At 73.3% G+C, this 26,894-nt stretch carries 28 protein-coding genes; 17 read left to right on the top strand and 11 right to left on the bottom strand.

The window, feature by feature from the left end; translation table 11 throughout:
* Positions 1 to 15 precede the first annotated feature (15 nt).
* Complete coding sequence (locus tag ACIRD8_RS01570) at positions 16 to 1,497, top strand: PHB depolymerase family esterase (RefSeq protein ID WP_403984849.1); 1,482 nt, start codon at positions 16 to 18, stop codon at positions 1,495 to 1,497.
* On the opposite strand, the gene ACIRD8_RS01565 is transcribed toward ACIRD8_RS01570, so the two are convergent.
* Positions 1,479 to 1,988: a hypothetical protein gene (locus tag ACIRD8_RS01565; protein WP_403984847.1), complete on the bottom strand. Its 510-nt coding sequence runs from the start codon at positions 1,986 to 1,988 to the stop codon at positions 1,479 to 1,481. The genes ACIRD8_RS01570 and ACIRD8_RS01565 overlap by 19 nt on opposite strands.
* Positions 1,989 to 2,260: 272 nt before the next feature.
* Between ACIRD8_RS01565 and ACIRD8_RS01560 the strand changes: the two genes are divergently transcribed.
* The 5 genes from ACIRD8_RS01560 to ACIRD8_RS01540 are packed head-to-tail and all read left to right on the top strand — an operon-like array spanning position 2,261 to position 7,926.
* The gene (locus ACIRD8_RS01560; RefSeq protein ID WP_403984846.1) at positions 2,261 to 3,520 is read left to right on the top strand and encodes a prenyltransferase/squalene oxidase repeat-containing protein; all 1,260 of its coding nucleotides are present in this window, start codon (positions 2,261 to 2,263) and stop codon (positions 3,518 to 3,520) included.
* Positions 3,517 to 4,224 (top strand): SCO2322 family protein, encoded by a 708-nt coding sequence (locus ACIRD8_RS01555; protein WP_403984844.1) that lies wholly within the window; start codon positions 3,517 to 3,519, stop codon positions 4,222 to 4,224. Before ACIRD8_RS01560 ends, ACIRD8_RS01555 begins: the two co-directional genes overlap by 4 nt.
* Positions 4,221 to 5,408 carry an energy-coupling factor transporter transmembrane protein EcfT gene (locus tag ACIRD8_RS01550; protein ID WP_403984842.1) on the top strand — a complete coding sequence of 396 codons (1,188 nt, stop codon included), beginning with the start codon at positions 4,221 to 4,223 and terminating at the stop codon, positions 5,406 to 5,408. Before ACIRD8_RS01555 ends, ACIRD8_RS01550 begins: the two co-directional genes overlap by 4 nt.
* Positions 5,405 to 7,120, top strand: a complete 1,716-nt coding sequence (locus tag ACIRD8_RS01545; RefSeq protein WP_403984840.1) for an ABC transporter ATP-binding protein — start codon at positions 5,405 to 5,407, stop codon at positions 7,118 to 7,120. The genes ACIRD8_RS01550 and ACIRD8_RS01545 overlap by 4 nt, the downstream gene beginning before the upstream one ends.
* Positions 7,117 to 7,926: an ECF transporter S component gene (locus ACIRD8_RS01540; RefSeq protein WP_403984838.1), complete on the top strand. Its 810-nt coding sequence runs from the start codon at positions 7,117 to 7,119 to the stop codon at positions 7,924 to 7,926. The genes ACIRD8_RS01545 and ACIRD8_RS01540 overlap by 4 nt, the downstream gene beginning before the upstream one ends.
* Positions 7,927 to 7,952: 26 nt before the next feature.
* On the opposite strand, the gene ACIRD8_RS01535 is transcribed toward ACIRD8_RS01540, so the two are convergent.
* Together ACIRD8_RS01535 and ACIRD8_RS01530 are read right to left on the bottom strand one after the other, a co-directional pair.
* Positions 7,953 to 10,001 (bottom strand): bifunctional glycosyltransferase 87/phosphatase PAP2 family protein, encoded by a 2,049-nt coding sequence (locus ACIRD8_RS01535; protein ID WP_403984836.1) that lies wholly within the window; start codon positions 9,999 to 10,001, stop codon positions 7,953 to 7,955.
* Positions 10,002 to 10,190: 189 nt separating this feature from the next.
* On the bottom strand, positions 10,191 to 11,282 hold the full coding sequence (locus ACIRD8_RS01530; protein ID WP_403984834.1) for a serpin family protein: 1,092 nt from the start codon (positions 11,280 to 11,282) through the stop codon (positions 10,191 to 10,193).
* A gap of 81 nt (positions 11,283 to 11,363) precedes the next feature.
* Here ACIRD8_RS01530 and ACIRD8_RS01525 point away from each other — a divergent pair, with 81 nt between their 5' ends.
* The gene (locus ACIRD8_RS01525; protein ID WP_403984832.1) at positions 11,364 to 11,840 is read left to right on the top strand and encodes a GNAT family N-acetyltransferase; all 477 of its coding nucleotides are present in this window, start codon (positions 11,364 to 11,366) and stop codon (positions 11,838 to 11,840) included.
* Between the two features lie 12 nt (positions 11,841 to 11,852).
* Here ACIRD8_RS01525 and ACIRD8_RS01520 read toward each other — a convergent pair whose 3' ends face one another.
* Positions 11,853 to 13,898 carry a DHA2 family efflux MFS transporter permease subunit gene (locus tag ACIRD8_RS01520; protein WP_403984830.1) on the bottom strand — a complete coding sequence of 682 codons (2,046 nt, stop codon included), beginning with the start codon at positions 13,896 to 13,898 and terminating at the stop codon, positions 11,853 to 11,855.
* Positions 13,899 to 14,037: 139 nt separating this feature from the next.
* Here ACIRD8_RS01520 and ACIRD8_RS01515 point away from each other — a divergent pair, with 139 nt between their 5' ends.
* Positions 14,038 to 15,030, top strand: a complete 993-nt coding sequence (locus ACIRD8_RS01515) for a peptidoglycan-binding protein (RefSeq protein WP_403984828.1) — start codon at positions 14,038 to 14,040, stop codon at positions 15,028 to 15,030.
* Between the two features lie 222 nt (positions 15,031 to 15,252).
* The gene (locus ACIRD8_RS01510; RefSeq protein WP_403984826.1) at positions 15,253 to 15,915 is read left to right on the top strand and encodes an HAD-IA family hydrolase; all 663 of its coding nucleotides are present in this window, start codon (positions 15,253 to 15,255) and stop codon (positions 15,913 to 15,915) included.
* A 48-nt stretch (positions 15,916 to 15,963) separates the two neighbouring features.
* Here the strand turns inward: ACIRD8_RS01510 and ACIRD8_RS01505 are convergent, their stop codons facing one another.
* A complete protein-coding gene (locus ACIRD8_RS01505) occupies positions 15,964 to 16,698 on the bottom strand; it encodes an ABC transporter permease (protein ID WP_403984824.1) in 735 nt (244 codons plus the stop codon).
* 228 nt (positions 16,699 to 16,926) lie between these two features.
* On the opposite strand from ACIRD8_RS01505, the gene ACIRD8_RS01500 reads away from it, so the two are divergent.
* The 4 genes from ACIRD8_RS01500 (at position 16,927) to ACIRD8_RS01485 (ending at position 20,856) form a co-directional block, all read left to right on the top strand.
* Positions 16,927 to 17,571 (top strand): HNH endonuclease family protein, encoded by a 645-nt coding sequence (locus ACIRD8_RS01500; protein ID WP_403984822.1) that lies wholly within the window; start codon positions 16,927 to 16,929, stop codon positions 17,569 to 17,571.
* 93 nt (positions 17,572 to 17,664) lie between these two features.
* Positions 17,665 to 19,416 (top strand): alkaline phosphatase D family protein, encoded by a 1,752-nt coding sequence (locus ACIRD8_RS01495; protein WP_403984820.1) that lies wholly within the window; start codon positions 17,665 to 17,667, stop codon positions 19,414 to 19,416.
* 112 nt (positions 19,417 to 19,528) lie between these two features.
* The gene (locus ACIRD8_RS01490) at positions 19,529 to 19,987 is read left to right on the top strand and encodes a DoxX family protein (RefSeq protein ID WP_403984818.1); all 459 of its coding nucleotides are present in this window, start codon (positions 19,529 to 19,531) and stop codon (positions 19,985 to 19,987) included.
* A 215-nt stretch (positions 19,988 to 20,202) separates the two neighbouring features.
* Entirely contained in the window at positions 20,203 to 20,856 is a 654-nt protein-coding gene (locus tag ACIRD8_RS01485) for a DedA family protein (RefSeq protein ID WP_403984816.1), read from the top strand.
* 15 nt (positions 20,857 to 20,871) lie between these two features.
* Here the strand turns inward: ACIRD8_RS01485 and ACIRD8_RS01480 are convergent, their stop codons facing one another.
* The 5 genes from ACIRD8_RS01480 to ACIRD8_RS01460 all read right to left on the bottom strand — a co-directional run bounded on the left by ACIRD8_RS01480 (position 20,872) and on the right by ACIRD8_RS01460 (position 23,714).
* A complete protein-coding gene (locus ACIRD8_RS01480; RefSeq protein WP_403984814.1) occupies positions 20,872 to 21,093 on the bottom strand; it encodes a DUF2277 domain-containing protein in 222 nt (73 codons plus the stop codon).
* Positions 21,094 to 21,191: 98 nt separating this feature from the next.
* Positions 21,192 to 22,556, bottom strand: a complete 1,365-nt coding sequence (locus ACIRD8_RS01475; protein WP_403984813.1) for a DUF1254 domain-containing protein — start codon at positions 22,554 to 22,556, stop codon at positions 21,192 to 21,194.
* Between the two features lie 22 nt (positions 22,557 to 22,578).
* Positions 22,579 to 23,013 (bottom strand): hypothetical protein, encoded by a 435-nt coding sequence (locus ACIRD8_RS01470; protein ID WP_403984811.1) that lies wholly within the window; start codon positions 23,011 to 23,013, stop codon positions 22,579 to 22,581.
* Between the two features lie 124 nt (positions 23,014 to 23,137).
* Positions 23,138 to 23,494, bottom strand: a complete 357-nt coding sequence (locus ACIRD8_RS01465) for a hypothetical protein (RefSeq protein WP_403984809.1) — start codon at positions 23,492 to 23,494, stop codon at positions 23,138 to 23,140.
* A 4-nt stretch (positions 23,495 to 23,498) separates the two neighbouring features.
* On the bottom strand, positions 23,499 to 23,714 hold the full coding sequence (locus ACIRD8_RS01460; protein WP_403984807.1) for a hypothetical protein: 216 nt from the start codon (positions 23,712 to 23,714) through the stop codon (positions 23,499 to 23,501).
* A gap of 123 nt (positions 23,715 to 23,837) precedes the next feature.
* Between ACIRD8_RS01460 and ACIRD8_RS01455 the strand changes: the two genes are divergently transcribed.
* Together ACIRD8_RS01455 and ACIRD8_RS01450 are read left to right on the top strand one after the other, a co-directional pair.
* Complete coding sequence (locus ACIRD8_RS01455) at positions 23,838 to 24,350, top strand: hypothetical protein (RefSeq protein ID WP_403984805.1); 513 nt, start codon at positions 23,838 to 23,840, stop codon at positions 24,348 to 24,350.
* A 65-nt stretch (positions 24,351 to 24,415) separates the two neighbouring features.
* Positions 24,416 to 24,979: a flavoprotein gene (locus ACIRD8_RS01450; protein WP_403984804.1), complete on the top strand. Its 564-nt coding sequence runs from the start codon at positions 24,416 to 24,418 to the stop codon at positions 24,977 to 24,979.
* A 25-nt stretch (positions 24,980 to 25,004) separates the two neighbouring features.
* Here the strand turns inward: ACIRD8_RS01450 and ACIRD8_RS01445 are convergent, their stop codons facing one another.
* Positions 25,005 to 25,496, bottom strand: coding sequence for a DUF6194 family protein (locus ACIRD8_RS01445; protein WP_403984802.1), 492 nt, complete (start codon positions 25,494 to 25,496; stop codon positions 25,005 to 25,007).
* Positions 25,497 to 25,559: 63 nt separating this feature from the next.
* Between ACIRD8_RS01445 and ACIRD8_RS01440 the strand changes: the two genes are divergently transcribed.
* Together ACIRD8_RS01440 and ACIRD8_RS01435 are read left to right on the top strand one after the other, a co-directional pair.
* Entirely contained in the window at positions 25,560 to 26,285 is a 726-nt protein-coding gene (locus ACIRD8_RS01440) for a MerR family transcriptional regulator (RefSeq protein ID WP_403984800.1), read from the top strand.
* Between the two features lie 47 nt (positions 26,286 to 26,332).
* Positions 26,333 to 26,893, top strand: coding sequence for a hypothetical protein (locus ACIRD8_RS01435; protein WP_403984798.1), 561 nt, complete (start codon positions 26,333 to 26,335; stop codon positions 26,891 to 26,893).
* The last annotated feature ends 1 nt before the right edge of the window (position 26,894 follow it).

Genomic DNA, 26,894 nt, shown 5'->3' with positions numbered 1-26,894 from the left:
CGAGGAGGCCCCACCGTGCGCCCACCGATCCTGCGACGCCTGCTCCGCCGCGTCGCCTCCGTCGCCGTACTGACCCTGCTCGCCGCGCATCCGCTCTCCGCGGCCGCCGCGCCCGCGGCCCCGGCGGCCGCCGGTCTCCAGCAGGTCACCGGCTTCGGCTCGAACCCCGGCAACCTCCAGATGTTCGCCTACTCGCCCGACGGGGTCGCGGAAGGCGCGCCCCTGGTGGTCGCGCTGCACGGCTGCACCCAGTCCGCGAACGCGTACTACACCAACTCGGGCTGGACCAAGTACGCCGACCTCTGGGGCTTCGACGTCGTCTTCCCGCAGACCACCTCGGCGAACAACTCGCTGTCCTGCTTCGGCTGGTTCGACCAGGCCGAGAGCACGCGGGGCCGGGGCGAGGCGGCGTCGATCGTGCAGATGGTCGAGTACGCGAAGCAGACGTACGGCTCCGACGGCCGCCGGGTGTACGTCACCGGGCTCTCGGCGGGCGGCGGGATGACCGCCGATCTGCTGGCCGCCTACCCGGACGTCTTCGCGGGCGGGTCCGTGGCCTCCGGGCTGCCCGCGCAGTGTGCCACCAGCCAGGCCGCCGCGTCGGGCTGTCAGACGGGCCCGCAGAAGCTGTCGCCCGCCCAGTGGGGCGACAAGGTCCGCGCCTCCTACCCGGGCTGGACCGGCCCGTGGCCCCGGGTCGCGATCTGGCAGGGCACCTCCGACTACACGGTCTACCCGGCCAACGCGACGGCGCTGCGCGACCAGTGGACCGACGTCTGGGGCATCGGCCAGACCCCGTCCAGCACCCGGAGCCTGCCCGGCAACACCACCCAGAGCATCTACGACGACGCGTCCGGGCAGCCCGCGGTGGAGACGTTCTCGGTGTCCGGCATGGGGCACGGCCTGCCGGTGAGCCCGGGGTCCGGCGCCGAGCAGTGCGGGTCGACGGCCGCGTACTTCCTGAACACCATCTGCTCGGCGTACCACACGGGCGTGTTCTGGGGGCTGGACAAGGACACCCCGGGCGGCGGGGGCGGGCTGCCCGCCCCGGCCGGCCTGAAGGTCACCGGGGTCACCGACAGCAGCGCCTCATTGGCCTGGAACGCGGTGTCGGGCGCCGCCTCCTACGCGGTGTACCGGGACGGCGCGAAGATCACCACGACCGCCTCGACGTCCTTCACGGACACCGGACTGACCGCCGGCACCTCCTACCGCTACTCCGTGACGGCGGCCGACTCCTCGGGTACCGCCGGGGCCGGCTCGTCCGCCGTCACCGCGACCACGTCGGGCGGCACCGCGCCCGCCCGGTGCTTCACCGCGACGAACTACGCGCATGTGGCGGCGGGCCGGGCCCACACCTCCGGCGGGCACGCCTACGCGAACGGTTCGGAGCAGGACATGGGGCTGTACAACACCTTCGTCACGCACACGCTCCGGGAGTCACCGGCGGGCCACTTCGTGATCGCCGACTCCGGCTGTCAGGCCGGGTCCTCGTAGGTGCTCCTGATCTTCCCGGGCAGCCGGCAGCCGTCCTCGACCGCGGTGAGGGAGACGGTCCGGGCGGTGTCGGCGTCGGCGTAGAACCGGGCGTACAGCTTCCAGCCCCGCTTGGCGAGGGTGCGGTAGGTGACGTCCCGTTCGGCGTGGCTGGAGACGATCTCCCAGTCGTGCTGCCGCAGCCGCAGCACCGTCGCCTCGAAGGCGCCGGCGGCGTCCGCCGCCGGCGCGTAGCCCGTCCACGGGGCCACGCACGTGTGCCAGTCGCCCTTCGGCAGCGCGGCCGTGGAGGTGTCGCCCGGCGGGAGGCCCCCGGCCCGGGCGAAGCCGGCTATCTCGTCGGCGACCGTCTGCGTGACGAACGGCGGGGTGGGCTCCGGGGAGGCGGCCGGGACGCTCCCGCTGTCACCGGTGAGGCCGCAGCCCGCCGTCACGGTCATGAATCCGGCCGCCACGGCGGCGGCCGCCGTGCCTCTTCTGGTCCCTCGCACTGAATGCTTCCCACCGGTCGTCGCACCCGCACGGGCCCGCGCCCGTGTGACCCCCGCCGGAGTCTGGCACGGGCTCTGACCTGCTGGGAAGGCCCTTCGTCCACGAGGTGCGGCTGTCCGCCCGGAGGGGGTCGGGAGCGCCCCGGTAGAGTGGGCGGGTCTTCATCATGCCCGTACAGGGGGAAGCCGGTGCGAATCCGGCGCCGACCCGACCCCTACGCGCTCGGCCTGGCTCGAGCAGGGGAAACCCCATTCGAGAGGCCCAGCCCGCCATGTCCGTACGCCGCCGCGCGGCAGCGCTCGCGATCACCGCCGTGCTCTGTGGAGCGGCCGCCCCGGTGGCGGTCGCCGCGCCGAGTCCGTCCCCGTCCCCTTCCACGCCCGATCTTCCGGCGGGGCTGTACGGCACCAAGGACCCGACGTACGACGGCGTGTGGCGCCAGTCGCTCGCCTTCCTCGCCCAGAAGATCGAACTGGTCACGCCCGCCACGAAGTCGGTGGACTGGCTCGTCGGCCAGCAGTGCGACAGCGGGGCCTTCGCCTCCTACCGCGACGCCTCGAAGCCCTGCGACGCCAAGACGGTCGCGGACACCAACGCCACGGCGGCCGCGGTCCAGGCCATGGTCGAACTGGCCGTGCACCGCGAGGTCGTGGACAACGGGGTCACCTGGCTGAAGTCCGTGCAGAACGAGGACGGCGGCTGGGGCTACAACGCCGGCAGCCCGAGCGACGCCAACTCCACCGCCGTCGTGACCGGGGCGCTGGCACGGGCGGGTGTGCCGCTCGCCGACGTCACCAAGGCGGGCGGGAAGACTCCGTACACGGCGCTGCAGACCTTCGCGCTGCCGTGCGGGGGCAAGGACGGCGGGGCGTTCGCCTACCAGCCGGACAAGGACGGCAAGCTCACCGCCAACGCGGACGCCACGGCGGCCGCGGTCATCGGCGCGATGGGCAAGGGCATGGCCGCGGGGAACTCCAACGCGGTGAAGGCCCCCGTCTGCACCAAGGGCACCGGCCTCACCGCCGAGCAGTCCGCGCAGAACGGCGCGTACTACCTGGCGAAGACGCTCGCCGGGTCGGGACACCTGGATCTGCCGCCGATGCCGGGCGCCGAGGAGTCCGCGCCGCAGCCGGACTTCGGCAACACGGCGGACGCGGTCGTGGCGCTGGCGGCGTCGGGCCACAAGGACAAGGCGGCCGAGGCGGTCGCGTACCTGGAGAAGCACGCCCAGGGCTGGGCGAAGGAGGGCGGCCCCGCCGCCAACGCCCAGCTGGTGCTCGCCGCCCACGCGACCGGCAGCGACGCCCGTGACTTCGGCGGCGTCGACCTCGTCGCACAGCTCAACGCGACGGGCCCGGCGCCCGCCGCCACCGCGGTGCCCTCGCCGACCGCGACGGCACCGGAGAAGCCCGCGGACACGAGCAGCGACGACGAGGGGCTCGGCCTCTGGTGGATCATCGGCATCGGTCTCGCCCTCGGCGCGGGCATCGGCTTCCTGCTGAGCGGACGCCGGAAGAACCAGCAGCTGTGAGGCGCCCGCCGGTCACAGCGGCGGTGCTCCTCCTCGTCGGCGCCGTCCTGGCCGTGCTGGGTGCGGGGAGCGCGCAGGCGGCCGGTTACCGCTACTGGTCGTTCTGGGAGAGCGACGGCGGGAAGAACTGGACGTACGCCACCCAGGGGCCCTCCCTGGTCCGCCCGGACGACGGCGCGGTGCAGGGGTTCCGCTTCTCGGTGAGCGCCGACTCTCAGGACTCCGCGCAGCCGCGCCGCGCGCCCGACTTCGGGGCCGTCTGCGCCGGCACCCCGGCGAAGGACGGCCTGAAGCGCGTCGCGCTGGTCATCGACCCGGGTACGGCCGAGGACGCCCCGGACGGCGAGAAGCCGCCCGCGCTGCGTGCCGCGTGCGCGCAGGTCGCGCCGGACGCGAGCACCGCGGAGGCCCTCGCCGCGGTGGCGAAGCCGCTGCGCTACGACAGCTCGGCGATGCTGTGCGCGATCTCGGGCTATCCGCGGTCGGGCTGCGGTGAGCAGGTCGGCGGGGGCGGGTCCCCCGAGGCCACCGACCCGGCCGAGGCGTCCACCACGGACTCCTCCGACACCGCCGCCTCCGACGACGGCGACGGCGACGGCAATGACGACGGCGACGGCGGCCCCTCGGTCGGGGTGCTCACCGGTGTCGGCGCGGTGCTCGTGCTGGGTGTCGCCGCCGTGCTGCAGGCCCGCCGCCGCCGATGACCCGCTCCACCGGCCCGGCCCGGCTCCACCCTGCCCTGCGCGCCCCCGAGGCCACCCGCGCCAACGCCCTGCCGGCCGGGGCCTGGTGGCTGTGGGCGCTGGGGCTCGCGACCGCCGCGTCCCGTACGACCAATCCGCTGCTGCTCGGGCTGCTGGTGGGCGTCGCCGGTTACGTGGTGGCGGCGCGCCGCACGGACGCGCCGTGGGCCCGTTCGTACGGGGCGTTCATCAAGCTCGGGCTGTTCGTCGTCGGCGTACGGCTGGTGTTCTCCGTCCTCCTCGGCTCCCCGGTGCCCGGCACGCACACCCTGTTCACGCTGCCCGACGTGCCGATGCCCGACTGGGCGCAGGGGGTGAGGATCGGCGGCCGGGTCACGGCGGAGCAGCTGGTCTTCGCGCTGTACGACGGCGCGAAGCTGGCCACCCTGCTGATCTGCATCGGCGCCGCGAACTCGCTGGCCAACCCGGCCCGGCTGCTGAAGTCGCTGCCGGGCGCCCTGTACGAGGTGGGGGTCGCCGTCGTCGTCGCCATGACGTTCGCGCCGAACATGGTCGCGGACGTGGCACGGCTGCGGACGGCCCGGAGGCTGCGCGGCCGTCCGACCGGGGGCATCGGGGCGGTGCTCCAGATCGGGCTGCCGGTGCTGGAGGGCGCGCTGGAACGCTCGGTGGCCGTCGCTGCGTCGATGGACGCGCGGGGGTACGGGCGCACCGCGCAGGTCCCGCCCGCCGTCCGCCGCACCACGCATGTGCTGACGCTCGGCGGGCTGCTGGGGGTGTGCGCGGGGACGTACGGACTGCTGGCCGCGCAGGGCGCCGTGCACGGGCTGCCGCTGCTGCTGGCCGGGCTGCTCGCCGCGCTGGCGGGGCTCCGGCTCGGCGGGCGCCGCTCGGTGCGTACCCGCTACCGGCCGGACCGCTGGGGCGTACGCGCCTGGCTCGTCGCGGGCTCGGGAGCGGCCGTCGCGGCGGCGATGATCTGGGCGGGTGCCGCCGCCCCGGAGGCCCTGCGTCCGGGCGTCGTCCCGCTCACCGCTCCCGTGCTCCCGCTGTGGCCCGCCGCCGCCGTGCTGATCGGTCTGCTGCCCGCCGTGGTGGCGCCGCTGCCCCCTGTCGTCGCGCCGCCGCCCGCCGTGGCGGCGCCGCTGCCCGCTCACCCCTCGGACTCCAAGGAGCGCTCATGATCCGGTTCGAGAACGTCTCGGTGCGGTACGAGGGCGCGGAGCGCCCCACCCTGTCCGGGGTCGGCCTCACGATCCCCGAGGGCGAACTGGTGCTGGTCGTCGGCCCGTCCGGTGTCGGTAAGTCGACTCTGCTGGGTGCCGTGTCCGGTCTCGTGCCGCACTTCACCGGCGGGGTGCTGGGCGGCCGGGTCACGGTCGGCGGCCGTGACACCCGGACCCACAAGCCGCGTGAACTCGCCGACCTGGTCGGCACGGTGGGCCAGGACCCGCTCGCCCACTTCGTCACGGACACCGTCGAGGACGAGCTGGCGTACGGCATGGAGTCGCTGGGCCTCGCCCCGGACGTGATGCGGCGCCGCGTCGAGGAGACGCTGGACCTGCTGGGGCTGGCCGAGCTGCGCGACCGGCCGATCGCCACGCTCTCCGGCGGCCAGCGGCAGCGGGTCGCGATCGGCTCCGTCCTCACCCCGCACCCCAGGGTCCTGGTCCTCGACGAGCCGACGTCCGCCCTGGACCCGGCGGCCGCCGAGGACGTCCTCGCGGTCCTCCAGCGGCTGGTGCACGACCTGGGCACGACGGTGCTGATGGCCGAGCACCGGCTGGAGCGCGTCGTGCAGTACGCCGACCAGGTCCTGCTGCTGCCGGAGCCCGGCGCCGCCCCGGTGATGGGCGCACCCGCCGACATCATGGCGCTCTCCCCCGTACGGCCGCCGGTGGTGGCCCTGGGACGGCTCGTGGGCTGGGATCCGCTGCCGCTGTCGGTGCGCGACGCCCGGCGCCGTGCGGTGGACCTGAGGGAGCGGCTGGCCGACGTGGAACCGCCGCCGCGCGAGACCCCGGCGGACACCGCGGTGGCCCCGCTCCCCGCCCCGGCCGGCGCCCGCCCGGGTCTGCTGGCCCGGCTGTTCGGCCGCCGTCCGGGCCCCGGCCCCGCGAAGCCCCCGGCCCACGGCCCCGCCGTCCTGACCGAGGGACTCGGGGTGCGGCACGGGCGGGTCCAGGCGCTGCGCGGGGTAACCCTGTCCGTCGCGCCGGGCGAGACCGTGGCCCTGATGGGACGTAACGGCGCGGGGAAGTCGACCCTGCTGACGACCCTCGTCGGGATGACCGAGCCGACCACGGGTTCCGTCCTCGTCGGCGGGCTCCAGCCGTCCCGTACGCCGCCGCGCGACATGGTGCGCAGGGTCGGTCTCGTCCCCCAGGAGCCGCGCGACCTGCTGTACGCGGACACGGTCGCCGCCGAGTGCGCGGCGGCCGACTCCGACGCGGGCGCGCCCGCGGGCAGTTGCCGGGCGCTGGTGTCCGAGCTGCTGCCCGGGGTGCCGGACGACGTCCACCCCCGTGACCTCTCCGAGGGGCAGCGGCTGGCGCTGGCCCTCGCCCTGGTGCTCACCGCCCGGCCCCCGCTCCTCCTCCTGGACGAGCCGACGCGCGGCCTGGACTACGCGGCGAAGGCGCGGCTCGTCGGCGTGCTGCGCCGGCTGGCCGCCGAGGGTCACGCCATCATCCTGGCCACGCACGATGTGGAACTGGCGGCGGAGCTGGCGCACCGGGTGGTGATCCTGGCCGACGGTGAGGCCGTCGCCGACGGTCCGACCCGGCAGGTCGTGGTCTCCTCCCCGGCCTTCGCCCCGCAGACCGCGAAGATCCTGGCGCCACGGGAGTGGCTGACGGTGTCGCAGGTGCGCACGGCCCTTGAGGGCCTGGCATGACGTCCCGGTCCGCCCGCCCGGTGCGGCTCGGCCCGCACGCCGTCGCCGCGCTCGTCCTGATCAGCGCGGTCGGGCTGGTCGCCTTCGGCTGGCCGCTGCTGGCGGGGGCGGGCTCGGGTCTCGCCCACGCGCAGGACGCGCCGTGGCTCTTCGCCGTCCTGCTGGTGCTGCTCGTCGGGGTGGTCCTCGCGACGGTCGCGGACTCCGGCCTGGACGCGAAGGCGGTGGCGATGCTGGGCGTGCTCGCCGCGGTCGGCGCGGCGCTGCGCCCGCTGGGCGCCGGAACCGCCGGCCTGGAGCCGATGTTCTTCCTGATGGTGCTGAGCGGCCGGGTACTGGGCCCCGGCTTCGGATTCGTGCTCGGCTCGGTCACGATGTTCGCCTCGGCGCTGCTCACGGGCGGGGTCGGGCCGTGGATGCCGTTCCAGATGCTGTCGATGGGCTGGTTCACGATGGGCGCGGGCCTGCTGCCCGGCCCGGACCGGCTGCGCGGCCGGGGCGAGCTGCTGATGCTGGCGGGGTACGGCTTTGTGGCGGCGTTCGCGTACGGCACGGTCATGAATCTGTACGGCTGGACGATCGTGCCCGGGCTCGGCACCGGGATCTCCTTCGTCGCGGGCGACCCGCTGCACGAGAACCTGGTCCGTTTCCTGGCCTACTGCACCGCGACCTCGCTGGGCTGGGACCTGGGCCGCGCCGTCCTCACCGTGGCGCTGACCGTGGCCATCGGCCCGACGCTGCTGAGGGCCCTGCGCCGGGCCACCCGCCGCGCCGCGTTCGACGCGCGGGCGGACTTCGATGCCTGACCCCCCGTAGAGCCTCCGTACGGCGCTTACGCTTTGGTGCCGGCCGGTTCGGGTACGGCGTCCCCGGCGGTCCCCGCCCCACGGTCGAGGTCCGGTTGCCCGGCCGCTCCGGCCTCGGCGGACCGGAGCCTGCGGGGCCCGGCCAGGGCGTACGTCAGCCCGAAGCCGGCGGCCACCACGGCCGCTCCGCCGACCGCGTCCAGCACCCAGTGGTTGCCCGTGGCGATGATGGCGGAGACCGTGAACAGCGGGTGCAGCAGCCCCAGGACCTTCATCCACGCCTTCGGCGCGAGCAGGGCGATCACCGCACCGCACCACAGCGACCAGCCGAAGTGCAGGGACGGCATCGCCGCGTACTGGTTGGTCATCGCGGTCAGCGCCCCGAAGTCGGGGCTGTCCAGGTCCTGCACCCCGTGGACCGTGTCGATGAAGCCGAGTCCCGGCATCAGGCGCGGCGGTGCCAGCGGGTAGAGCCAGAAGCCGAGCAGGGCGAGGACCGTGGCGAAGCCGATGGTGGAGCGGGCCCAGCGGTAGTCGGAGGGCCGGCGTACGTACAGCACACCGAGGATGGCGAGCGGCACGATGAAGTGGAACGTCGAGTAGTAGTAGTCGAAGAAGTCGCGCAGCCAGGGGATGGCGACCACGGTGTGGTTCGCCCAGTGCTCGATGTCGATGTGCAGCCACTGCTCGGCGGAGTGGATCTGCCGGCCGTGCTCCTCGGCGGTGGAGCGCCCGGCGGTGGCCGCCAGCCGTACCTGCGCGTACGCGGAGTAGACGACCCGGATGAGCAGGAGTTCCAGCAGCAGGTTGGGGCGGCTGAGCACCCGGCGCCAGAACGGCAGCAGCGGCACCCAGGCGTACCGCGCGGGCACCGGCTTCGCGTAGTCCGTGGGGACCGGCCGCTGCCAGTGCGGCGAGGTGCGGGACAGGAACGGCACGGCGCAGGCCGCGCCGAGGGCGGCGACGAGCAGCACGTTGTCCCGCACGGGAAGGACCACGCCGACGTTGGGCAGCAGCATCTTCCCGGGCAGGGTGAGCACGAGCACCACGACCGCCGGCCAGACCAGCCGGTCCGAGGCCCGGGTGCCGACCCGTCCGACGACTGCGAGCAGCACCCAGAGCAGCTGGTGCTGCCAGGCGGTGGGCGACACGGCGACGGCGACGCAGCCCGTGACCGCGACGGCCAGGAGCAACTGCCCGTCCCGGGCGTAGCGGGTGGCGCGGCGCAGACCGAGGACGACGACGGCGGCGGCGAGAACCAGGAACAGGGCGATCTCCAGGGGGCCCTGGAGCCCGAACCGCAGCAGCGCGCCGTGCAGTGACTGGTTCGCCAGGCTGTCCGGGCGCTCGCCGAGTCCGGCGCCCGCGAGATGGTGCACCCAGTACGCCCAGGAGTCACGCGGCATCACCGCCCAGGCCAGCGCCGTGCAGACGGCGAACGTGGCGCCACCGCTCACGGCGGCCCTGCGTCTCCCGGTGAGCCAGAGCAGGACGGCGAAGAGCAGGACGGCGGGCTGGAGGGCCGCGGCGACACCGGTCAGCACGCCGGGCAGGCGCTCGCCCCGTACCGCGAAACAGGCGAGGAGCACCAGCAGGACCGGCAGAATGCTGGTCTGGCCCAGATGCAGGGTGGTGCGGACCGGCAGCGACACCATCAGCAGGGTGACCGCGACGGGCGCCGCCAGGAACGCGGTGCGCCGGCTCACCGGTGCGGGCAGGGCGCGGACGGCGACGAAGCCGAGCGCCACGACGAGCAGCAGCGAACCGAAGGTCCAGACGACGCCGAGGGCCTGTTCGGCCGAGACCGTCAGCGGTCTCAGCGCCAGTCCGGCGAACGGCGTCCCGGTGAACCGGCCCGGTTCGTACAGGGACCCCGCGATGTGCAGGACCCCGGTCGCACCGGTCCAGGTCTCCAGATCGGTGAGGCGTTCACCGGGTGGCCGGCGCAGCACCACCGCCACCTGCCGTACCGCCAGGACCCCGACGAGCAGCCAGAGGAAAGCTCTGACCGCCGCGGCTCTGGTCCCCGGGTCCGCCGCCGCGTCCCCCCGCACACTGCGCTCCACGTCTGCCACGCTGCGCCGCCCCTCCCGTTTCCATGCACTGTCCCATCGGCCCGGGTATGTGCGGATGAAGCCTCGCATTGCCCCGTGAGATAGCCCCAATCAACCCCCACTTAGCCTGACTGTCACCACTGATTTGCCGAAAGAATGCCCGCCCACCGGTGGGTGACGGCTCGTGCGGCCGCCCCCGGGAGGCCGGAATCAGCCCTCGTGCGCCGGAATGTCCGCCTGCCAGCCCGCGAAGAGGGGGACGTCCGACGAGCCGTCCAGGACGACGACTCCGAAGGGCCGGTCGAAGGCGAGGTGCCGCACCACCTGGGGCCTCGCGGCCGCGGCCCGCGCCGCCACCACCGTGACCGCCGCGGCCTCCACGCCCTTCTCGGCGATCTTCACCACCGCTTCCTGGACCGCCTCGGAGATGTGGAGGCATACGGGCGAGAGGCCGGAGAGGTCCGCAGCAGCGGGGTCGGTCGCGAGCCGCACGCCGAGCGCCGGCAGCTGCCCGGTGATCCGGATCTTTGTGCGCAGAGTGAGGCGCGGCAGTGCGACGGTCACGGCGTCGGCGTCGACCGCCGCCCGCGACTCCTCCGGGGCCCACGCCAGGGGAAGGACCCGGTCCGCCGCCTCGCCCGGCTCCCCGAGGACGAACCTGACCCGCGCCGGTGCCGCGCCGCCGGGCTCCGTACGGCAGCGCAGTTCGACGACGTACGCGCCCGATGCCGTCCAGGCGCCCCCGCGCCGGACCGGAGCGTGCATCGTCGGCACGGGCAGGGTCGTGCCCGCCGCGTCGGTGAAGGGGAGGTCGCGGGTGCGCGCCTTGTCGAAGGGCGCCTCCCAGAGCGCGTTCAGGGCGAGCACGCCGACCAGGGCGAGGGCGACGTCGCCGCCGAGGTCCAGCGGCAGCCGCTCGATCAGGCCGTCCGTGCGCTCGCGGACCCATGCGTCGATCTCCGTGACGTCGACCGGGCCGAAGGCGATGTCCGGCAGCGCCTGCTCGTACTCCGGGTGGAGCGGCACGCTGTTCCACACCCGGGTCGCCACGTTCAGCGCCTCGGTGCGCCCCCAGTCACGCGCAGCCTCCGTCACCACGGCGGCGGCCTCCTGGCCTGCCACCCCGAGCAGCGTCCGCAGCTCGGCGGCCGTCTCCGTACGGGCGCCCGCCGCGACGGCGGTCAGGGCCAGCCACAGTCCGGCGGGCGAGCACACGAAGCTGCCCCCGCCGGGCCGCGCCAGCTCCCGTATCCACCGCTCCCCGAGCCGCTGGACCGGTGCTTCGACTGCTGTGTCCCTCATGATCGCCGCCCCCTGCGCATTGATGGTTCGTCTGCGTATTAATGGTTCGTCACGCCGTCACACCAAGGACAGAATGGATCAGTGACCTGGACCGTGACCCCCGAACACTTCGCCGGCCCCGATGCGGCCCTGCTGCGGCGGGACTACTACGACGAGGTGGCGAGCCGCTACTGGGGCCGCCCGGCGACCACGGCGGAGATCGACGACGGTCTCAGGGACGACGGTGCCGACCGGCTGGCACCGCCCACCGGCGAGTTCCTGGTGGGACGGTACGACGGCAAGCCGGCCGGCTGCGCGGGCCTGCGGCTGGTCGACGCGGCGACGGCGGAGCTGACCCGGGTGTTCGTCCGGCCCGCCTTCCGCTCGACGGGCGGCGGCGGCCTGCTGCTGACGGCCGTCGAGAGCGCCGCGCGGGCGTTCGGGGTGCGGCGGATCCGGCTGGACACCCGCAACGACCTGGTGGAGGCGCGCGGGCTGTACGCGAAGCACGGGTACGCGGAGATCCCGGCGTTCAACCAGGGCCCCTACGCCGAGCACTGGTTCGCCAAGGACCTCTGAGCCTCCGGGCCGTCAGCCCACGGAGTGGTCACGGCGCGGTTCGGGCATGTGCGGGCGCTCCTTGCTCGATCCGCTCACCTCGGCCGACAGCTCCGTCACCAGGCGGATCAGGTCGGTGGGCCGGTCCGGTCCCCACCAGTCGCCGAGCAGCTCGGCCAGGGACTCCTCACGGGCCTCGGAGAGCCTGACCACGGCCTCCGCGCCCTTGTCGGTGAGCACCAGCTGCATGCCCTCGCGGCGGGCGAAGCCGTGCCCCTCCACCTGACGGGCGGCCGAGGTGATCACCCGCAGCGGCACGGGGGCGACCTCGGCGAGCCGGCCGGGCTCGACGGTGCCGTGCCGTTTGATGCGCAGCAGGAGCCAGCTGGCGGCGGGCTGCAGGTCGTACCCGGCCTTCTCGGTGATCTTCTCGTAGATCTCCCGGCGCCCCTCCCGGGTGGCGAGCACCGACAGGGCGCGGGCGCATTCGTCGTACGAGGAGCGGTGGACCGGGTTCGAGGCCAGGGTCTCGCTGGTGTCGGGCGCCGTCACCGACCCGCGCAGGGGCTCCTCCTTGAGGAACCAGGCGAAGACGAAGGCGACGAGGACGACGGGTGCCGCGTAGAGGAAGACATCGGTGATCGCGGTGGAGTAGGCGTCCAGCACCGAGGGGCGCAGGTCCGCGGGGAGGCGGCCGATGGCGCGGGGGTCGGCGGCCAGTGCCCCGGCGTCGACGCCGGGCGGCAGGGCACGGCCGCTGAGGGCGGCCTCGAGTTTGCCGGACAGCCGGTTGGTGAAGATGGTGCCGAAGACGGCCACACCGAAGGACGCGCCGATGGAGCGGAAGAAGGTCGCCCCGGAGGTGGCGACGCCGAGGTCCTCGTAGCCGACGGAGTTCTGCACGATCAGCACGAGCACCTGCATCACCAGGCCGAGCCCGGCGCCGAAGACGAAGAAGCAGAGGCTCATCGTCCAGGTGGAGCTGGTCTCGGAGAGCGTGTGGAGCAGCAGCAGGCCGACGACGGTGAGGGCGGTGCCGGCGATCGGGAAGACCTTCCAGCGGCCCGTACGGCTGACGATCTGGCCGGAGCCGGTCGAGGTGAGCAGCAGGCCGAAGACCATGGGCAGCATGTGCACACCGGACAGGGTCGGGGTGATGCCGTGCACGACCTGGAGGAAGGTCGGCAGATAGGTCATGGCGCCGAACATCGCGAAGCCGATGACGAAGCTGATGACGGCGACGAGGCTGAAGGTCCGCTGCCTGAACAGCTTCAGCGGCAGCACCGGCTCGGCCGCCCGGCGCTCGGCCGCGACGAACGCGACGAGCAGCACCACGGCGAGGATCGCGAGGACGATGATCTGCGGTGAGCTCCAGGCCCAGGTGGTCCCGCCGAGTGAGGCGACGAGGATCAGGCAGGTCGCGACGGAGGCGATGAGGAAGGTGCCCAGGTAGTCGATGGTGTGCTTGGTGCGGCGGACCGGGATGTGCAGGGCCGCGGCGATGACGAGCAGCGCGACGATGCCGACGGGCAGGTTGATGTAGAAGACCCAGCGCCAGCTGAGGTGTTCGGTGAAGAAGCCGCCGAGCAGCGGTCCCAGCACGCTGGTCACGCCGAACACCGCGCCGAACAGACCCTGGTACTTGCCTCGTTCGCGCGGGGTGACGATGTCGCCGACGATGGCCATCGACAGCACCATCAGCCCGCCGCCGCCGAGCCCCTGGAGTGCGCGGAAGCCGATCAGCTGCGGCATGTTCTGGGCCATGCCGCAGAGCGCGGAGCCGATGAGGAAGATGACGATGGCCGTCTGGAAGAGCTTCTTGCGCCCGTACTGGTCGCCGAGCTTGCCCCAGAGCGGGGTCGCCGCGGTCGCCGCCAGCAGGTAGGCGGTCACCACCCAGGACAGATGGTCCAGGCCGCCCAGTTCGCTGACGATCGTGGGCAGGGCCGTGGACACAATGGTCTGATCGAGTGCGGCGAGCAGCATGCCGAGGAGCAGTGCGCCGATGGACACCAGGACATTCCGCCGGGACCGCCCCTCACCTGCTGCAAGGGGTGGCGGGCTCAACTGCTGGGCCATGAGCATCTCCTCGGGTCCGCTTCACCCCCATCCTGGCCGCTGTGTGCCGTTATGGCCTGCCGAGCAGTGGTACGGGCGTTGGGCTTCCCCGTGGCGGCCTGCATAATCGCAGGCAGTTCAATGGGGAGGGGAACCCACGATGACCGGACACATGTGCCCGGAGTGCGGCGGCGAGCAGGGCGCGAGACCCGGGGCGGGGTGCGCCTGCGGAGGCCGTACGGCCGAGCGGGACGCCCGGTCGGCGGAGATCGCGGCGGCGGAGGACTTCGACCCGCTGCGGATCCGTCCGTACGTGACGCTGAGCAGCGACGACACCCAGGACCACGAGCCGGCCCGGCCGGAGGCGGCAGCGGCGGCCACGACGATGCCGCTGTTCCTGGACGGCGTACGGGACGGAGCTCCCGGGGCGGAGCCGGGCGCCGCGCCAGGGGCCGGCCCCGGTCCGCTGCCCGGTGCCGTCGCCGCCGACGAGACCCGTCGGCGTACCGCCGCGGGCTACGCGGGCAGTGGCCCCGACCCGGTGCAGCCCCGCCGTCGCCGGCCGTTCGTCGTCGTCGCCGTGGGGGCGGCCGTGGCGGCGGTGGTGGGTACGGCCGCGTTCGCGAGCGGACTGTTCGACGACAAGGACGGCCGGGACGCGGCGCTGCCCGAGGTGACGGCGAGCGTGCCGGACACGGGCGGCGAGCCGGCCGCGTCGGTGTCGGAGTCCCCTTCGGCGTCCCCCTCGGCCACGCCGTCCCGGTCGGCGTCGGCGTCACCCTCGGCGTCCCCCTCACCCTCGAAGAGCCCGTCGGCGTCGCCTTCGGCGTCCGCTTCGGCCCCGCCGTCACCGTCGGTGTCCGCGACGAAGGCCCCGGCCACGACCGCGGCGGCGCCGCCTGCCGAGGAGGCGTCCGGGAGCACGCTGCGGCGCGGGGACCGGGGTGCGGAGGTCTCGGAGCTCCAGCGGCGGCTGCAGGAGATCTGGGTCTACCGCGGACCGGAGAACGGCGACTACTCGGAGCAGGTGGAGCAGGCCGTCGCGGAGTTCCAGAGGTGGGTCTCGGTCCAGGGCGACCCGTCGGGCGTCTACGGCCCGGAGACGCGGCGCGCCCTGGAGGCGCAGACGAGCGGCCAGGGGCGCCGGTCCTGAGGGGCCTCGCCGGTCCTGAGGGTGGATCCGGTCGGCTCCCGGGGGCGGATCCGGTCCGCCCGCGCACAGGATTGGCGTTTCGGCGACGGTTTTTGTATCGTGGTGGAACAAAGTAGCCTCCGCCCGTTCTCCCTGACCGGCGGGCGGGGCTGCTTGTTTTCTTCACCCGTGTTTTCTCCACCCGCAGCTACGAGCTGTTCCCCCGCGCTCTGGAGCATGCCGATGTCGGCCACCGTCCTCGAAGCCCGCGCCCTCCTGCTGGACATGGACGGCACCCTCGTGAATTCCGACGCGGTGGTGGAACGCTGCTGGCGCCGCTGGGCGATCGCACAGGGACTCGACCCCGAAGCGGCGCTCAAGGTGGTCCACGGCCGCCAGGGTTACGCCACGATGGCCGCCCTGCTGCCGGACCGCCCCATGGAGCAGAACTACGCGGAGAACCGGATCATGCTCGCCGAGGAGACCGCGGACACGGACGGCGTGGTGCCCATCGGCGGCGCCACCGCCTTCATGGCGTCGATCGCCGGTCTTCCCCACGCACTCGTGACCTCGGCCGACGAGGCGCTCGCCCAGGCCCGGATGACGGCCGCGGCGCTGCCGGTGCCGGAGACCCGTGTCACCGCGGAGATGGTCGGCGCCAGCAAGCCGGACCCCGAGGGCTTCCTCAAGGGCGCGGCCGAGCTGGGCTTCGACCCGGCGGACTGCATCGTGTTCGAGGACTCCGAGGCGGGCATCGCGGCGGGCCGTGCGGCCGGCATGCGCGTCGTGGGCGTAGGCCCGCGCGCGGCGGCGCTCTCCCCCGACGCCCATGTCGAGGACCTGACGCAGCTCCGGGTGGAGGCGGCCGCGGACGGTTCGATCCGTCTGCACGTCGACGCCCGGTAGGTCCCGGGGGCCTTCCGGGCGCCTCGCGCCCTGACGGCCCGCCCCGAGTCACTCCCGGTGCAGCACCCCCCGCGCGACCAGCTCCAGCACCAGAGCGACGGCGACCGCCTGCACCGCCATCAGTGCCACCAGGACGAACAGCTGAACGGCGCCCGCCTCCACAGGTGAGGCGCCGCCCAGCAGCATGCCTACGAAGGCCCCGGGCAGGGTGACGAGCCCGACGGTCCTGGTCTGGTCGAGGCCCGGCAGCAGCGCGTCCGACGCCGCGGGGCGGGCGATCTCCAGCCGGGCGTCCCGGTCGGGCAGACCGAGCGCCATCCCGGCCTCCACCTCCCCCCGCCGCGCCCCGAGTTCGTCCAGCGCGCGCCGCCCGCCGAGCACGGTCGCGGTGAGCGCGCCCCCGATGAGGATGCCCGTGACCGGGATCAGCGCGATGCCGCGCAACGGCAGGAGCCCGGTGAGCAGGAGCGTCACCACCACCGGTACGACGCCCGCCGCGATCGGCAGGGCGGCCCACCACCAGGTGCCGTTGGGAGTGATCCGCCGGCCCGCGGTGCGCACGGCGACCGCGAACATCAGCACCAGGAAGCCGAGCAGGGGCCCCGGCGAGCGCACCACCCAGCCGATGAGCAGGGAGACAGCGGCCAGTTGGACCGCGGCCCGCACCCCGGCGACGGCGATCTCACGGGACCGGCCCAGCGACGCCCAGGCCGCGACGGCGACGGCGGACACCAGGAGCACGGCGAGCACGGCCCCGAGCGCGGGACTGACCGGAAGCAGCACGCGGTCACCCTAGAGGGGCGCCCCCGGCCCCGGAACTGCGGGGCCGTCACCCCTGCGCGTCGAACACCTTTCGGACGGGACGTCAGACCGACCGTCCTACCTCTTGATGTGACGTGCGCATGTCGTCACTCTGTTACCTGACGACCACCCCACCGAAACCCGGCGCCGCCACGATGGCCGGGCTCGCAGGTCGTCCGCTCAACAGCCCCCCACATCAAGGGAGTTCGAATGTCCGGTATCTACGCGCGTCGCATAGCCGTCCTCGCCGCCTCGGCCGCGCTCGCCGCCACCTCGGGGCTGCTCACCGCCCCGACCGCCCAGGCCGCGATGCCCACCCCGGTCGCCGCCTCGACCGCCCGTACGTATCTGAGCCAGCTCACCGTCTCCGCCGAGGGCTCCTCGTCCGGCTACAGCCGTGACAAGTTCCCGCACTGGATCACGCAGTCGGGCGCCTGCAACACCCGCGAGGTGGTGCTGAAGCGCGACGGCACCGGTGTCGTCCAGGACTCCTCCTGCGCCGCGACCAGCGGCAGTTGGTACTCGGAGTACGACGGCGCCACCTGGACGGCCGCGGCCGATCTGGACATCGACCACATGGTCCCCCTCGCCGAGGCCTGGCGCTCAGGGGCCAGCAGCTGGACCACTGCCCAGCGCCAGTCCTTCGCCAACGACCTGACCCGCCCGCAGCTGATCGCGGTCACCGACAACGTCAACCAGTCCAAGAGCGACCAGGACCCGGGCGAGTGGCTCCCCTCGCGCACGGCCTACCGCTGCACCTACGCACGCGCCTGGGTGCACGTGAAGCACTACTACGGCCTCACCGTCGACTCCACCGAGAAGAGCGCCCTGCAGTCCGTGCTCAACGGCTGCTGACCCACCCTCCCGCCCCGGCGGAACCAACCCGCCCTCCTCCGTCGTTCCGTACCCTACGGAGCCATCGGTGACGGCGACGCGAGGAGGGCACACATGGCCGGGCTACGCCTGGGACCACTGCTGAGGTACGTCGACTGGGAGTCCGGCTCCCGGGCGACGGTCTGGGTGGAGGCGACCAGGCCCTGCACGGCGGAGGTCCGCTGCGCGGACGGGGCGGCCGGGGCCTCCCCGACGTTCGCCGTGCAGGGCCACCACTACGCCCTGGTCGTGGTGACGGGCCTGACACCCGGCTCGACCACGCCGTACGAGGTGCTGCTCGACGGGCGCCGCGTATGGCCGCCCGAGGAGTCCCGCTTCCCGCCGAGCACCATCAGCACGCCCGCCGTGCCGCAGCCGGAGGAGGCGGGTCCGGTCCGGGTCGCGTTCGGCTCCTGCCGCTGGGCGGCCCCGCCGGCCCACGGCCACGGTTCCGCAGGCTCCCGCCTGCACCCGCACACGGGCGATCCCTCCCCGAGCTCCCGGCTCCGCTCGAGCAGGGCAGACCCCATCGGCCCGGACGCGCTCGACGCGCTGGCCTCCCGCCTCGCCTCCGACCCCGGAGCCGTACGCCCGGACGTCCTCCTGCTCCTCGGCGACCAGGTGTACGCGGACGAGACCTCGCCGGCCACCCGCCGCCGGCTCGCGGCCCGCCGCGACCTGGACGAGGCGCCCGGCGCCGAGGTCGCGGACTACGAGGAGTACACCCACCTCTACGACGAGTCCTGGCAGGACCCGGAGGTGCGATGGCTGCTCTCCACCGTCCCCAGCTGCATGATCTTCGACGACCACGACGTGGTGGACGACTGGAACACCAGCGCCGCATGGGTCCGGGACATGCGCCGCACACCGTGGTGGCACGAGCGGATCGTCAGCGGGCTCATGTCGTACTGGGTCTACCAGCACCTCGGCAACCTCTCCCCCGACGCTCTGGAGGCCGACCCGGTCTACGCGGCCGTACGCGCCGCTCCGGACGGGACCGAGACGCTGCGCGTCCATGCCGCGGCCGCGGACGCCGACCCCACACGCACCCGATGGAGCTACCGGCGTGTTTTCGGCCGAGTACGGCTGCTGATGGTCGACACCCGGGCGGCCAGGTCCCTCGACGAACAGCAGCGGTCGATGCTGCGCGACGAGGAGGAGCGGTGGCTGCGCGACGAGGTGCTCGCGGACCCCGGGGCGTACGACCATCTGCTGATCGGCACCTCGCTGCCGTGGCTGCTTCCGCCCCTCATACACGACGCGGAGACCTGGAACGCCGCACTGTGCCGTGGGGACCGGGGCGAGCGCTGGGCACGGCTCGGGGAGAAGGTGCGCCGGGCCGGTGACCTGGAGCATTGGGCCGCGTTCCCGGAGTCCTTCCGCCGACTGTCCCAGCTGCTGAGGGAGGCGGGGCGCGCCCCCGGCGCCCCCGCGACGATATGCGTGCTCTCGGGCGATGTGCACCATGCGTACGTCGCCGAACCCCAGTGGCCCGATTCCACCCCGGACGGCACTCCCGGCGCACGCGTCCTGCAACTGACCTGCTCCCCCGTCCACAACTCCATCCCCGGCTACATACGCGCCGGCTTCCGTTTCGGCTGGAGCCGGGCGGGCCGTTGGCTCGGGCGCGCGCTGGCGCTCCACGGGCGGACGGGGAGCCCTCCGATGCGCTGGCGCAAGAACGGTGGGCCGTGGTTCGGCAATCAGCTCATGACGCTCACCCTGCATGGCCGGAAAGCTGCGCTGACATTGGTTCAGGCCAGAGCAAGGCCAACGGGGGCACAGCTCGAGACCGTTCTGGAGCGCACGCTGACTTCAAACGAATGACCTTTTTTCAGCCAGTCGACAAAATGTTGAACTTGCAAGCACAAGTGAGGTCACCCTAACCTGAGGGCCCCCGATCGGTTCACGTCCCCAGACCGAAGGAGCCCCACCTCCCATGCCCATACGCCTGGACCGGGCCCAGCCCTACGCACTCGCCCTCTTCCGTATCGTCATCGGTTTCCTCTTCGCCTGCCACGGCGCCGCCTCGCTCTTCGGAGTCCTCGGCGGCTCCATGGGCGGCGGCACCGTCCCCACCGGCACCTGGCCGGGCTGGTACGCCGCCGTGATCCAGCTCGTCGGCGGCATCCTGGTCGCGCTCGGCCTCGGTACCCGGGTCGCCGCTCTCATCTCCTCCGGCTCGATGGCCTACGCGTACTTCAAGGTGCACCAGCCCGATTCGCTGTTCCCCCTGCAGAACGGCGGCGAGGCCTCGGCCGTCTTCTGCTGGACCTTCCTCCTGCTGGTCTTCACCGGCCCCGGCGCCGTCGCCCTGGACCGGCTGTTCTCCTCGCGCGGCGGTTCCGCGCAGGAGAGCTCACCCGCCCACGAGAAGGCACAAACCGTCTCGGTCTGAACCCCACGCTCCCCCGCACCCCGGCCCCCCTCCTCCCGAGGGGGGCCGGGGTCGTCACGTGACCTGCACGACATCGGACGCCCGCCCGGTGAATACCAGGTGAACCGCGTGATCGGCAGGCGTACGCTGTACAGCTGGCCCTGCCGCTCCTGCCGCTCCCCTGCGACGTCGCGGCGTTGACGCGGAACACGGGAACCGGGAACGGGGAGTAGAAAGTGCTCGAGAGTGTGGGTGCGCTGACCGGCAGCCCATGGATCTACGTGGTGGTCGCCCTCTCGGTGCTCCTGGACGTCTTCCTTCCCGTCCTGCCCAGCGGTGTGCTCGTGATCACCGCGGCCACGGCCGCCGCCGCGAGCACGACCACGGTCACCGCCGCGGCCGGTGAGGCCACCCGGCAGGTGCCCTCGCTCCTGGTGCTGACCCTCTGCGCGGCCACCGCCTCGGTGCTCGGCGACCTCGTCGCCTACCGCCTCGCCTGGCGCGGCGGCGAGCGTCTGGACCGGGCCATCGCCAGGTCCCGCCGCCTCACCTCCGCGCAGGAGCGCCTCGGCGCGGCGCTGAGCCGTGGCGGAGGGGCGCTGGTCGTCGTCGCCCGCTTCGCCCCGGCCGGCCGCTCCGTCGTCTCCCTGGGCGCGGGCGCCGCCCACCGCAAGGTGAAGGAGTTCCTGCCCTGGTCGGCCGTGGCCGGGGTGGCCTGGGCGGTCTACAGCGTGGGGCTCGGCTACTTCGGCGGCCAGTGGCTGGGCGCGGGCTGGCTGGGCACGGCCGTCTCGGTCCTCGCCCTGTTCGTCGCCGGCGCCCTCGCGGCAGTCGTCGTCCGCCGCCCCGCCCACACCGCGCCGGCCGCCGGCGCCCCGGCCGGCACCTGACGGCGGGCGGGTCGCTCAGACCCGGGCGGCGCCGCGTATCTCCAGGCCGTCCAGCAGCCGCTGGGTGGCCTCGGTGATCTCGGCCACGGCCCGGTCGAAGACCTCCTGGTTGTGCGCGGCGGGCGCGCGGAAGCCCGACACCTTGCGCACGTACTGCAGGGCGGCGGCTCTCATCTCCTCCTCGGTGGCCTCTTCGGGGATGGACGGGGGACGAAGTGTCTTGATGGAGCGGCACATGTCTCCAGTGTGCGACGCGCCACTGACAACGCGCCCGAGGACCTAGGGTCTTTCGCGTGCCAGACCCCGCGAGCCCGGCATGATCCAAACGAGAGGCCCTACGCGCCCGGTGGGTCCCCGAGCCGTTCGAGCGCCGGGATGACGTAGCTCCCGTCGAGAACGGCCTGGTCGGGGAGGTGGAGCCGCAGCACCGGCCGGAAACCACCGGCCGGCAGCGGCAGCCAGTTCGCCGCGCCCTCGCTGTCCGTCGGCGGCTCCGCGGACAGGTGCAGCGTCAGCGACCCGTCGTCGCCGTGGACGAGTCCGGGCGTACGGTCCCCGATCGCGTACCGGTCCGCCGCGTTGGCGACCAGGTGGCCCCCTGGGGTGTCGTACACGGTCAGCGACCAGAAGGCCCGGACCGGCGGCGGCTGTGCGAAGCGCAGCGCATAGCGGTGAGCTCCGTCGAGCGGGCGGCCGCGGGAGTCGCGGGAGGTGTGCGCGTACACCGCCTCGTACCCATGCGGCAGCCACTGCCCACGCCGTGCCGCAACCGCCCTGACCAGGTACGACGCCTCCCGGTCGGGGAGCATCCACTCCGGTGTGCCGAGCGTGCCCGCACCGAAGTGGTCCAGGTTGTAGTCCCGCAGGTGCGGAGTCGCCTGCCAGGCACCCGGCGGCCTGTCGGCCACGACCTGGGGCAGCCGGGCCGCCTCCTCCACCCGCAGCCTGCCCAGCGCGAGCCCCCGCCCCAGCGCGCGTACGAGGTGGGGCCCGGCGGACACGTACGGCGAGATCCCCTCCTCCAGGAGCCCCAGCGGCTGGAAGCGGTCCTGGTACGCGCGATCGGCGGCGGCGGGCGGGAAGTCCGCCATCCACACCCGGAGCTCCTCGAAGAACCGCAGCTCCCCCGGCACCCCGGGCTCGGTCGCCGGGAGACCGGTCCGGTGGGCGCGGTCACCCAGGTGCGTGAGCGTCAGCTCCTGCTGGAGCGCCCTGACCCTGGGCATGTCACCGGGCCCGTCGCAGACGAGTCGGCCGAGGACGGAAACGATGGAGGTGGGCGCGTCGATCACCCCCGACACCACGTCGGGCACGGTGCCGGCCCAGCCGGGCGGCACGACCAGCCAGTCCCCCTCGCCCGTACCGGTGGCCCGGGTTCCGAGGTAGGCGAAGATGTTGCCCCACGCGTCGACGAACTGGAGGACGTAGTACGCCCCTCCGGTGTCCGGGACGTGCAGCCTGACCGGCCCGCCGGAGAGGTCGAGCTGGGCCGGCGCGTCGACGAGGTCGGCCGGGGCGTACGGGGTGTGCGTGCCGGGCGTGGCCGGGCCGTCCGCGTGGGCGAAGTCGTTGAACGGCGTGGGTGCCATCCCCCCGCGGCCCTCGTGGATGCAGGCCTGGACGCCCGACAGCCGGCGGACGAGCGGGGACCCGTAGACGTACGCGTCGGCGGCCAGCGCCGTGATCGCGTCCGGCTCCATGCCGCTCCGCCCGGGGGCCACGTCAGATGACCGGCTTCGCCCGGTGGGCGCACAGGGCCCAGATCACGAAGGTGTCGAGCGCGATCGAGATGACCGCCCACACCGGCTGGTACGGCAGCCACATGAAGTTGGCGATGAGGTTCAGCGCCGCCAGCCCGATGCCCACGCCCCAGGCCCAGGGCGCGCCCTTGAGGATGCTCCAGCCGACGAACACCAGGATCACCCCGAGGACCAGGTGGATCCAGCCCCAGGCGGTGATGTCGAACTTGAACGTGTAGTTGCTGATGCGCGTGTACACATCGTCGGACGCGATGCCCGCGATCCCCTTGACGACGGCGAGGATGCCGTCGACGAGGAGCACGACCCCCGCGAACATCGCCCCGGCTGCCCCCCACGGGCCGGGGTCGGAGGCGGAGGGCCGGGAGGAACCGGGAACGGACGATGCTGACTGGGTCATGGGATTCCTCCGCTCGACGGGCCACCCGCACTGCTGCGGGCAGCTCCGACCCTGTGTGACGACCTCCTCGGCCACGACCCGGACGCGCCCGTTCGGGTGATAGCCCGGACGCGCCCCGCCCCGCTCAGGGCGCTGCCACGGTCACGACCTGCCCCTGGGCGTCGACGGTGAGCACCACCCGCTCGATGTCGTTCCTCAGCGCCAGGACCGCCCACACGATGCCCCAGACGCAGCACGAGAAGACGGTCAGGAAGGCGTGCAGCACATGGTTGACGGGCTGCCCGCGCACCAGCACGGCCTGGCTCCCGGACCGGGACTCCACCCGCCACCCGTCGGCGACCCGCCGGCTCACCATCCAGTCCAGGATCAGGCCCCGCTGTGTGGCGTCGGGGGTTCCCGTGCTCGCCCCGTAGTAGCCGGGGGGTGGTTCGAGTGACGCCTCGCGCCGGTGTCCGTGTCCTCCACGATGACGACGCTTCACGGGCTCACCTCCAGGTGTCGAGGTCTCCGCCCCGCCACTCGATCAACTCCGGCTGGTCCAGATCGATCTCCTCGGCCCCCTCGGCGAACCCGGCCCGCCGGAGGAACGAGGCGACCTCCCCGCGCCCGTGCGCCAGCCCGACGATCTGTCCGCGCACGGTGACCCGCCGCCCACCGGTCGGCGAGGGCGGGTACACGATCACGGGCGGATGTCCGGACATGCCTCCACGGTCCCCCGCGCCCCGTCGCCTCGCATCCCGGGCACGCCCCGGCGGCAGCGGGTCGTGGTGAGGATCGGGAACCTGATGGGTCCGGCGGGTGCGCCACTGGCTAGGGTCGTCGGCATGAGTGCCGCCATAGCCGCCATGCTCACCGCAGTCGTCGGCGTGCTCGGCACGCTCTTCGCGCCGTTGATCACGAGTTGGGTGACCAGACGCCAACGCACGACGGAGATCCGGGCCGAGGAGCAACGACGCTCCTTCGAGGACCGGCGCACCGCGTACACCGCGATGAACCGGGCGACGCGCCACTTCCACACCCTGCTCAAGGACGCTCTGCACCGCATGCGGGACGGGGTCTACACCGACGACGACCGGGTGCAGCTGGAGGAGGGCCGCCGCGACTACCGCGACCGGTACGCCGAGGCGCAGATGATCGTTCCCGCCACCGTCCTCGCCGCCTCCCGCGACATCAACGTGGTCCTCGCCGGAGTGGACGCCGCGCTCAAGCGCATCGACCGCGGTCTGCCCCGCGACGGCGAGACGGCCGATCAGCTGCTCCAGGACCTCAAGGCGGCGGATCCGGAACTCACCGCCATGCGCCGCATCATGCGCCAGGACCTCGGGATCGCCGACTGAAGCACTGCCGTACACACGGCCGGCCGGCCGTGTGGGCAGACCGACCGAGAGCGGAGGACCGGACAGTGAGCGCAGGCAGCCGCGGGGTGCTGGGAGTCGTGGGTACGGCGACGGACGGGGTCGAGACGCTGCGTACCGGCCTGGTCGAGCCGGCCCTCGCGCTGGGCTGGCAGGTCGCGGTGACGCTCACCCCGAACGCCGGCCGGTGGCTGAGGGCGAACGGCGAGTGGGACCGGCTGGAGTCACTGACCGGCCTCCCGGTACGGGACACCCCTCGCCTGCCCACCGAGCCCCGCCCGCACCCCGTCGCCGACTGCTACGTCGTCGCACCGGCGAGCGCGAACTTCGTCGCCAAGCTCGCGACGGGCATCGCGGACAACCAGGCCCTGACGCAGGTGGGCGAAGCACTCGGCACGGCCGGCGTCCCGGTCGTGGTGTTCCCCCGGGTCAACGCGGCCCATGCGCGGCACCCGGCATGGACGGGGCACATCGAGGCCCTGCGCCGGGCAGGCGTGGAGCTCGTGTACGGCGCGGATGTCTGGCCCCTGTACGAACCGCGTGAGGGCCCGGCGGTCCGGGAGCTTCCGTGGCGGGCGATCCTGGCCCGCCCGGCTGTGGGACCGCGTTGAGGCTGTGCGTCCCTCCGTACGGACGTCACCGGGCAGGGGTGCTCCTATCGCGCTCGTGCCGCGCTCGCCGCTCATGTCGCGAACGCGCGAGGTCACAGGCATGGCGAAGCAGCCGCCGCACCGCCGCGTCGGTCCGCGGGCCCGGATTCACCACGGCGAGCCAGGCGGCGGCACCGTGGACGGGGTGCGCGATCACGACGTCGGTGACGCCGGGATCGTCGTCGCCGGATGATTCGCGCGGCGTGCGTCCGGTCCAGTCGCCGAACGTCGCCTTCCCGACCGCCACATTGACGCGGAAGGTGTCAGGGCGCTCCAGGCGCGAACTCTCGTCGCCCGGGTAGTTCTTCGTCACGACCGTGGCGAACGGCTGGGTCGCCTGCGGCACGACGCCGTCAGGGGCGTAGTAGAAGAACACGTCGCCCCAGCTGATCTCCGGTGAGCCGTCACCGGCCACCGGCCTCAAGGCCAGGGCCCCGTCGAGGCCTTGCACGAAGTCGATGATCTCGTCGATGGTCATGTGCTCAAGCGTTTCATTAAGGTGCTTGTCGAGACTTCGGACCGGGATACGGAGGTGCGGCGGGTGGCAACCCTCAACTCGCCGGTCCTGCGCCCGGTCGATGTCGCGCGGCGTGCCGGGTACTCGGTCCAGCAGGTCCGCAACCTCGAACGGGACGGTGTCCTGCCACCGGCGGCGCGTACGGCGGCGGGCTACCGGATCTACGGGGAGAGCCACCTGCACTCCGCACTGGCCTACCGGGCCCTCGCGGCCGGCACGGGTCCGGTCGAGGCCAAGCGGATCGTGCGTGCCGTACATGAGCGCCCGGTCGCGGAGGTACTCGCGCTGCTCGACGCGGCACACGCCCGGCTCGACCGGGAGCGTACGGACCTGGAGCTGGCCAGGGAGGCCGCGGCAGCGATCTCCGCCGAGCCGGTCGAGGACGTACGCCCGTCGGACGCAATGAGCGTCTCCGAAGTGGCCGCGGCCCTGGGCGTACGCCCGTCGACGCTGCGGCACTGGGACGCCGAGGGCCTGGCGATCCCGGACCGGCTCCCTCCGCGAGGAACACGACGGTACTCACCGGCCCAGGTCCGGGACGCCCGGATCGTGCACCAGCTACGCGGCGCCGGCTACCGGATCGCCCCGCTCCGGGCCCTGATGCCGAGCCTGCGACGCGGACACGGACGGGAAGAGATCGGAGCCGCGCTGACCGCCCGGGACGCGAGCATCACGGCACGCTCCCGGGCCTTGCTCGATGCCGCCGCCCCACTCGGTACGCTCCTCGCCGCCGGTGGATCACTGGCATAGGCTCCGCGTGTTCGCATGCGGGAGCATGCATGACCGAGGGGGCGTTCATGAGTGATTCCTGGAGAGACGATGCGCCGGACAGCGATACGCCGGACGACGGACCCCGAAGGGGCCGCCTGCTCCGACGCCTGACGATCACCCTCCTCGTCCTGGCGGTTCCCGCAGGAGGGCTGGTCTGGCTGTTCCAGGACGAGCTGTTCCACCCGTTCGGCGACACCCGGGCCTGCGAGGGCAGCGACGCACCGCTGTCGGGCCTGCTTGGCCCGGGGGGCGTACCGCTCCCCGGGGACGCGTCCGAGGTCCACTACTACACGCAGGACGGCCGCACCCAAGTCGCGTTCGTGAGCAGCCGGATACCGGAGTTCCTCCACCGGGCGGGCTTCGTCCCGGACGACGCATCCCCGTTCGACGAGTCGTACGACGAAGACCACTACGCGCTCGGCGAAGGCGAGACAGAACTCCCGAAGGGCCTGTGCGGCACCGGCGTCCGGGGCCCGGTCCTGACCTACGGCAGCTCGGCGGCCACCATCATGGTCGAACGCTCCCCCTTCACGACGGACCGCTTCCGGGGCCCGGCACGCGCCATAGTCACGTACGGCCCTTCCTGAC

Source organism: Streptomyces sp. NPDC102451 (assembly GCF_044765485.1).
Classification (GTDB): Bacteria; Actinomycetota; Actinomycetes; order Streptomycetales; family Streptomycetaceae; genus Streptomyces.
Note: the sequence above shows the minus strand (reverse complement) of the source record. Positions and strands in the feature narration are given on the sequence as shown.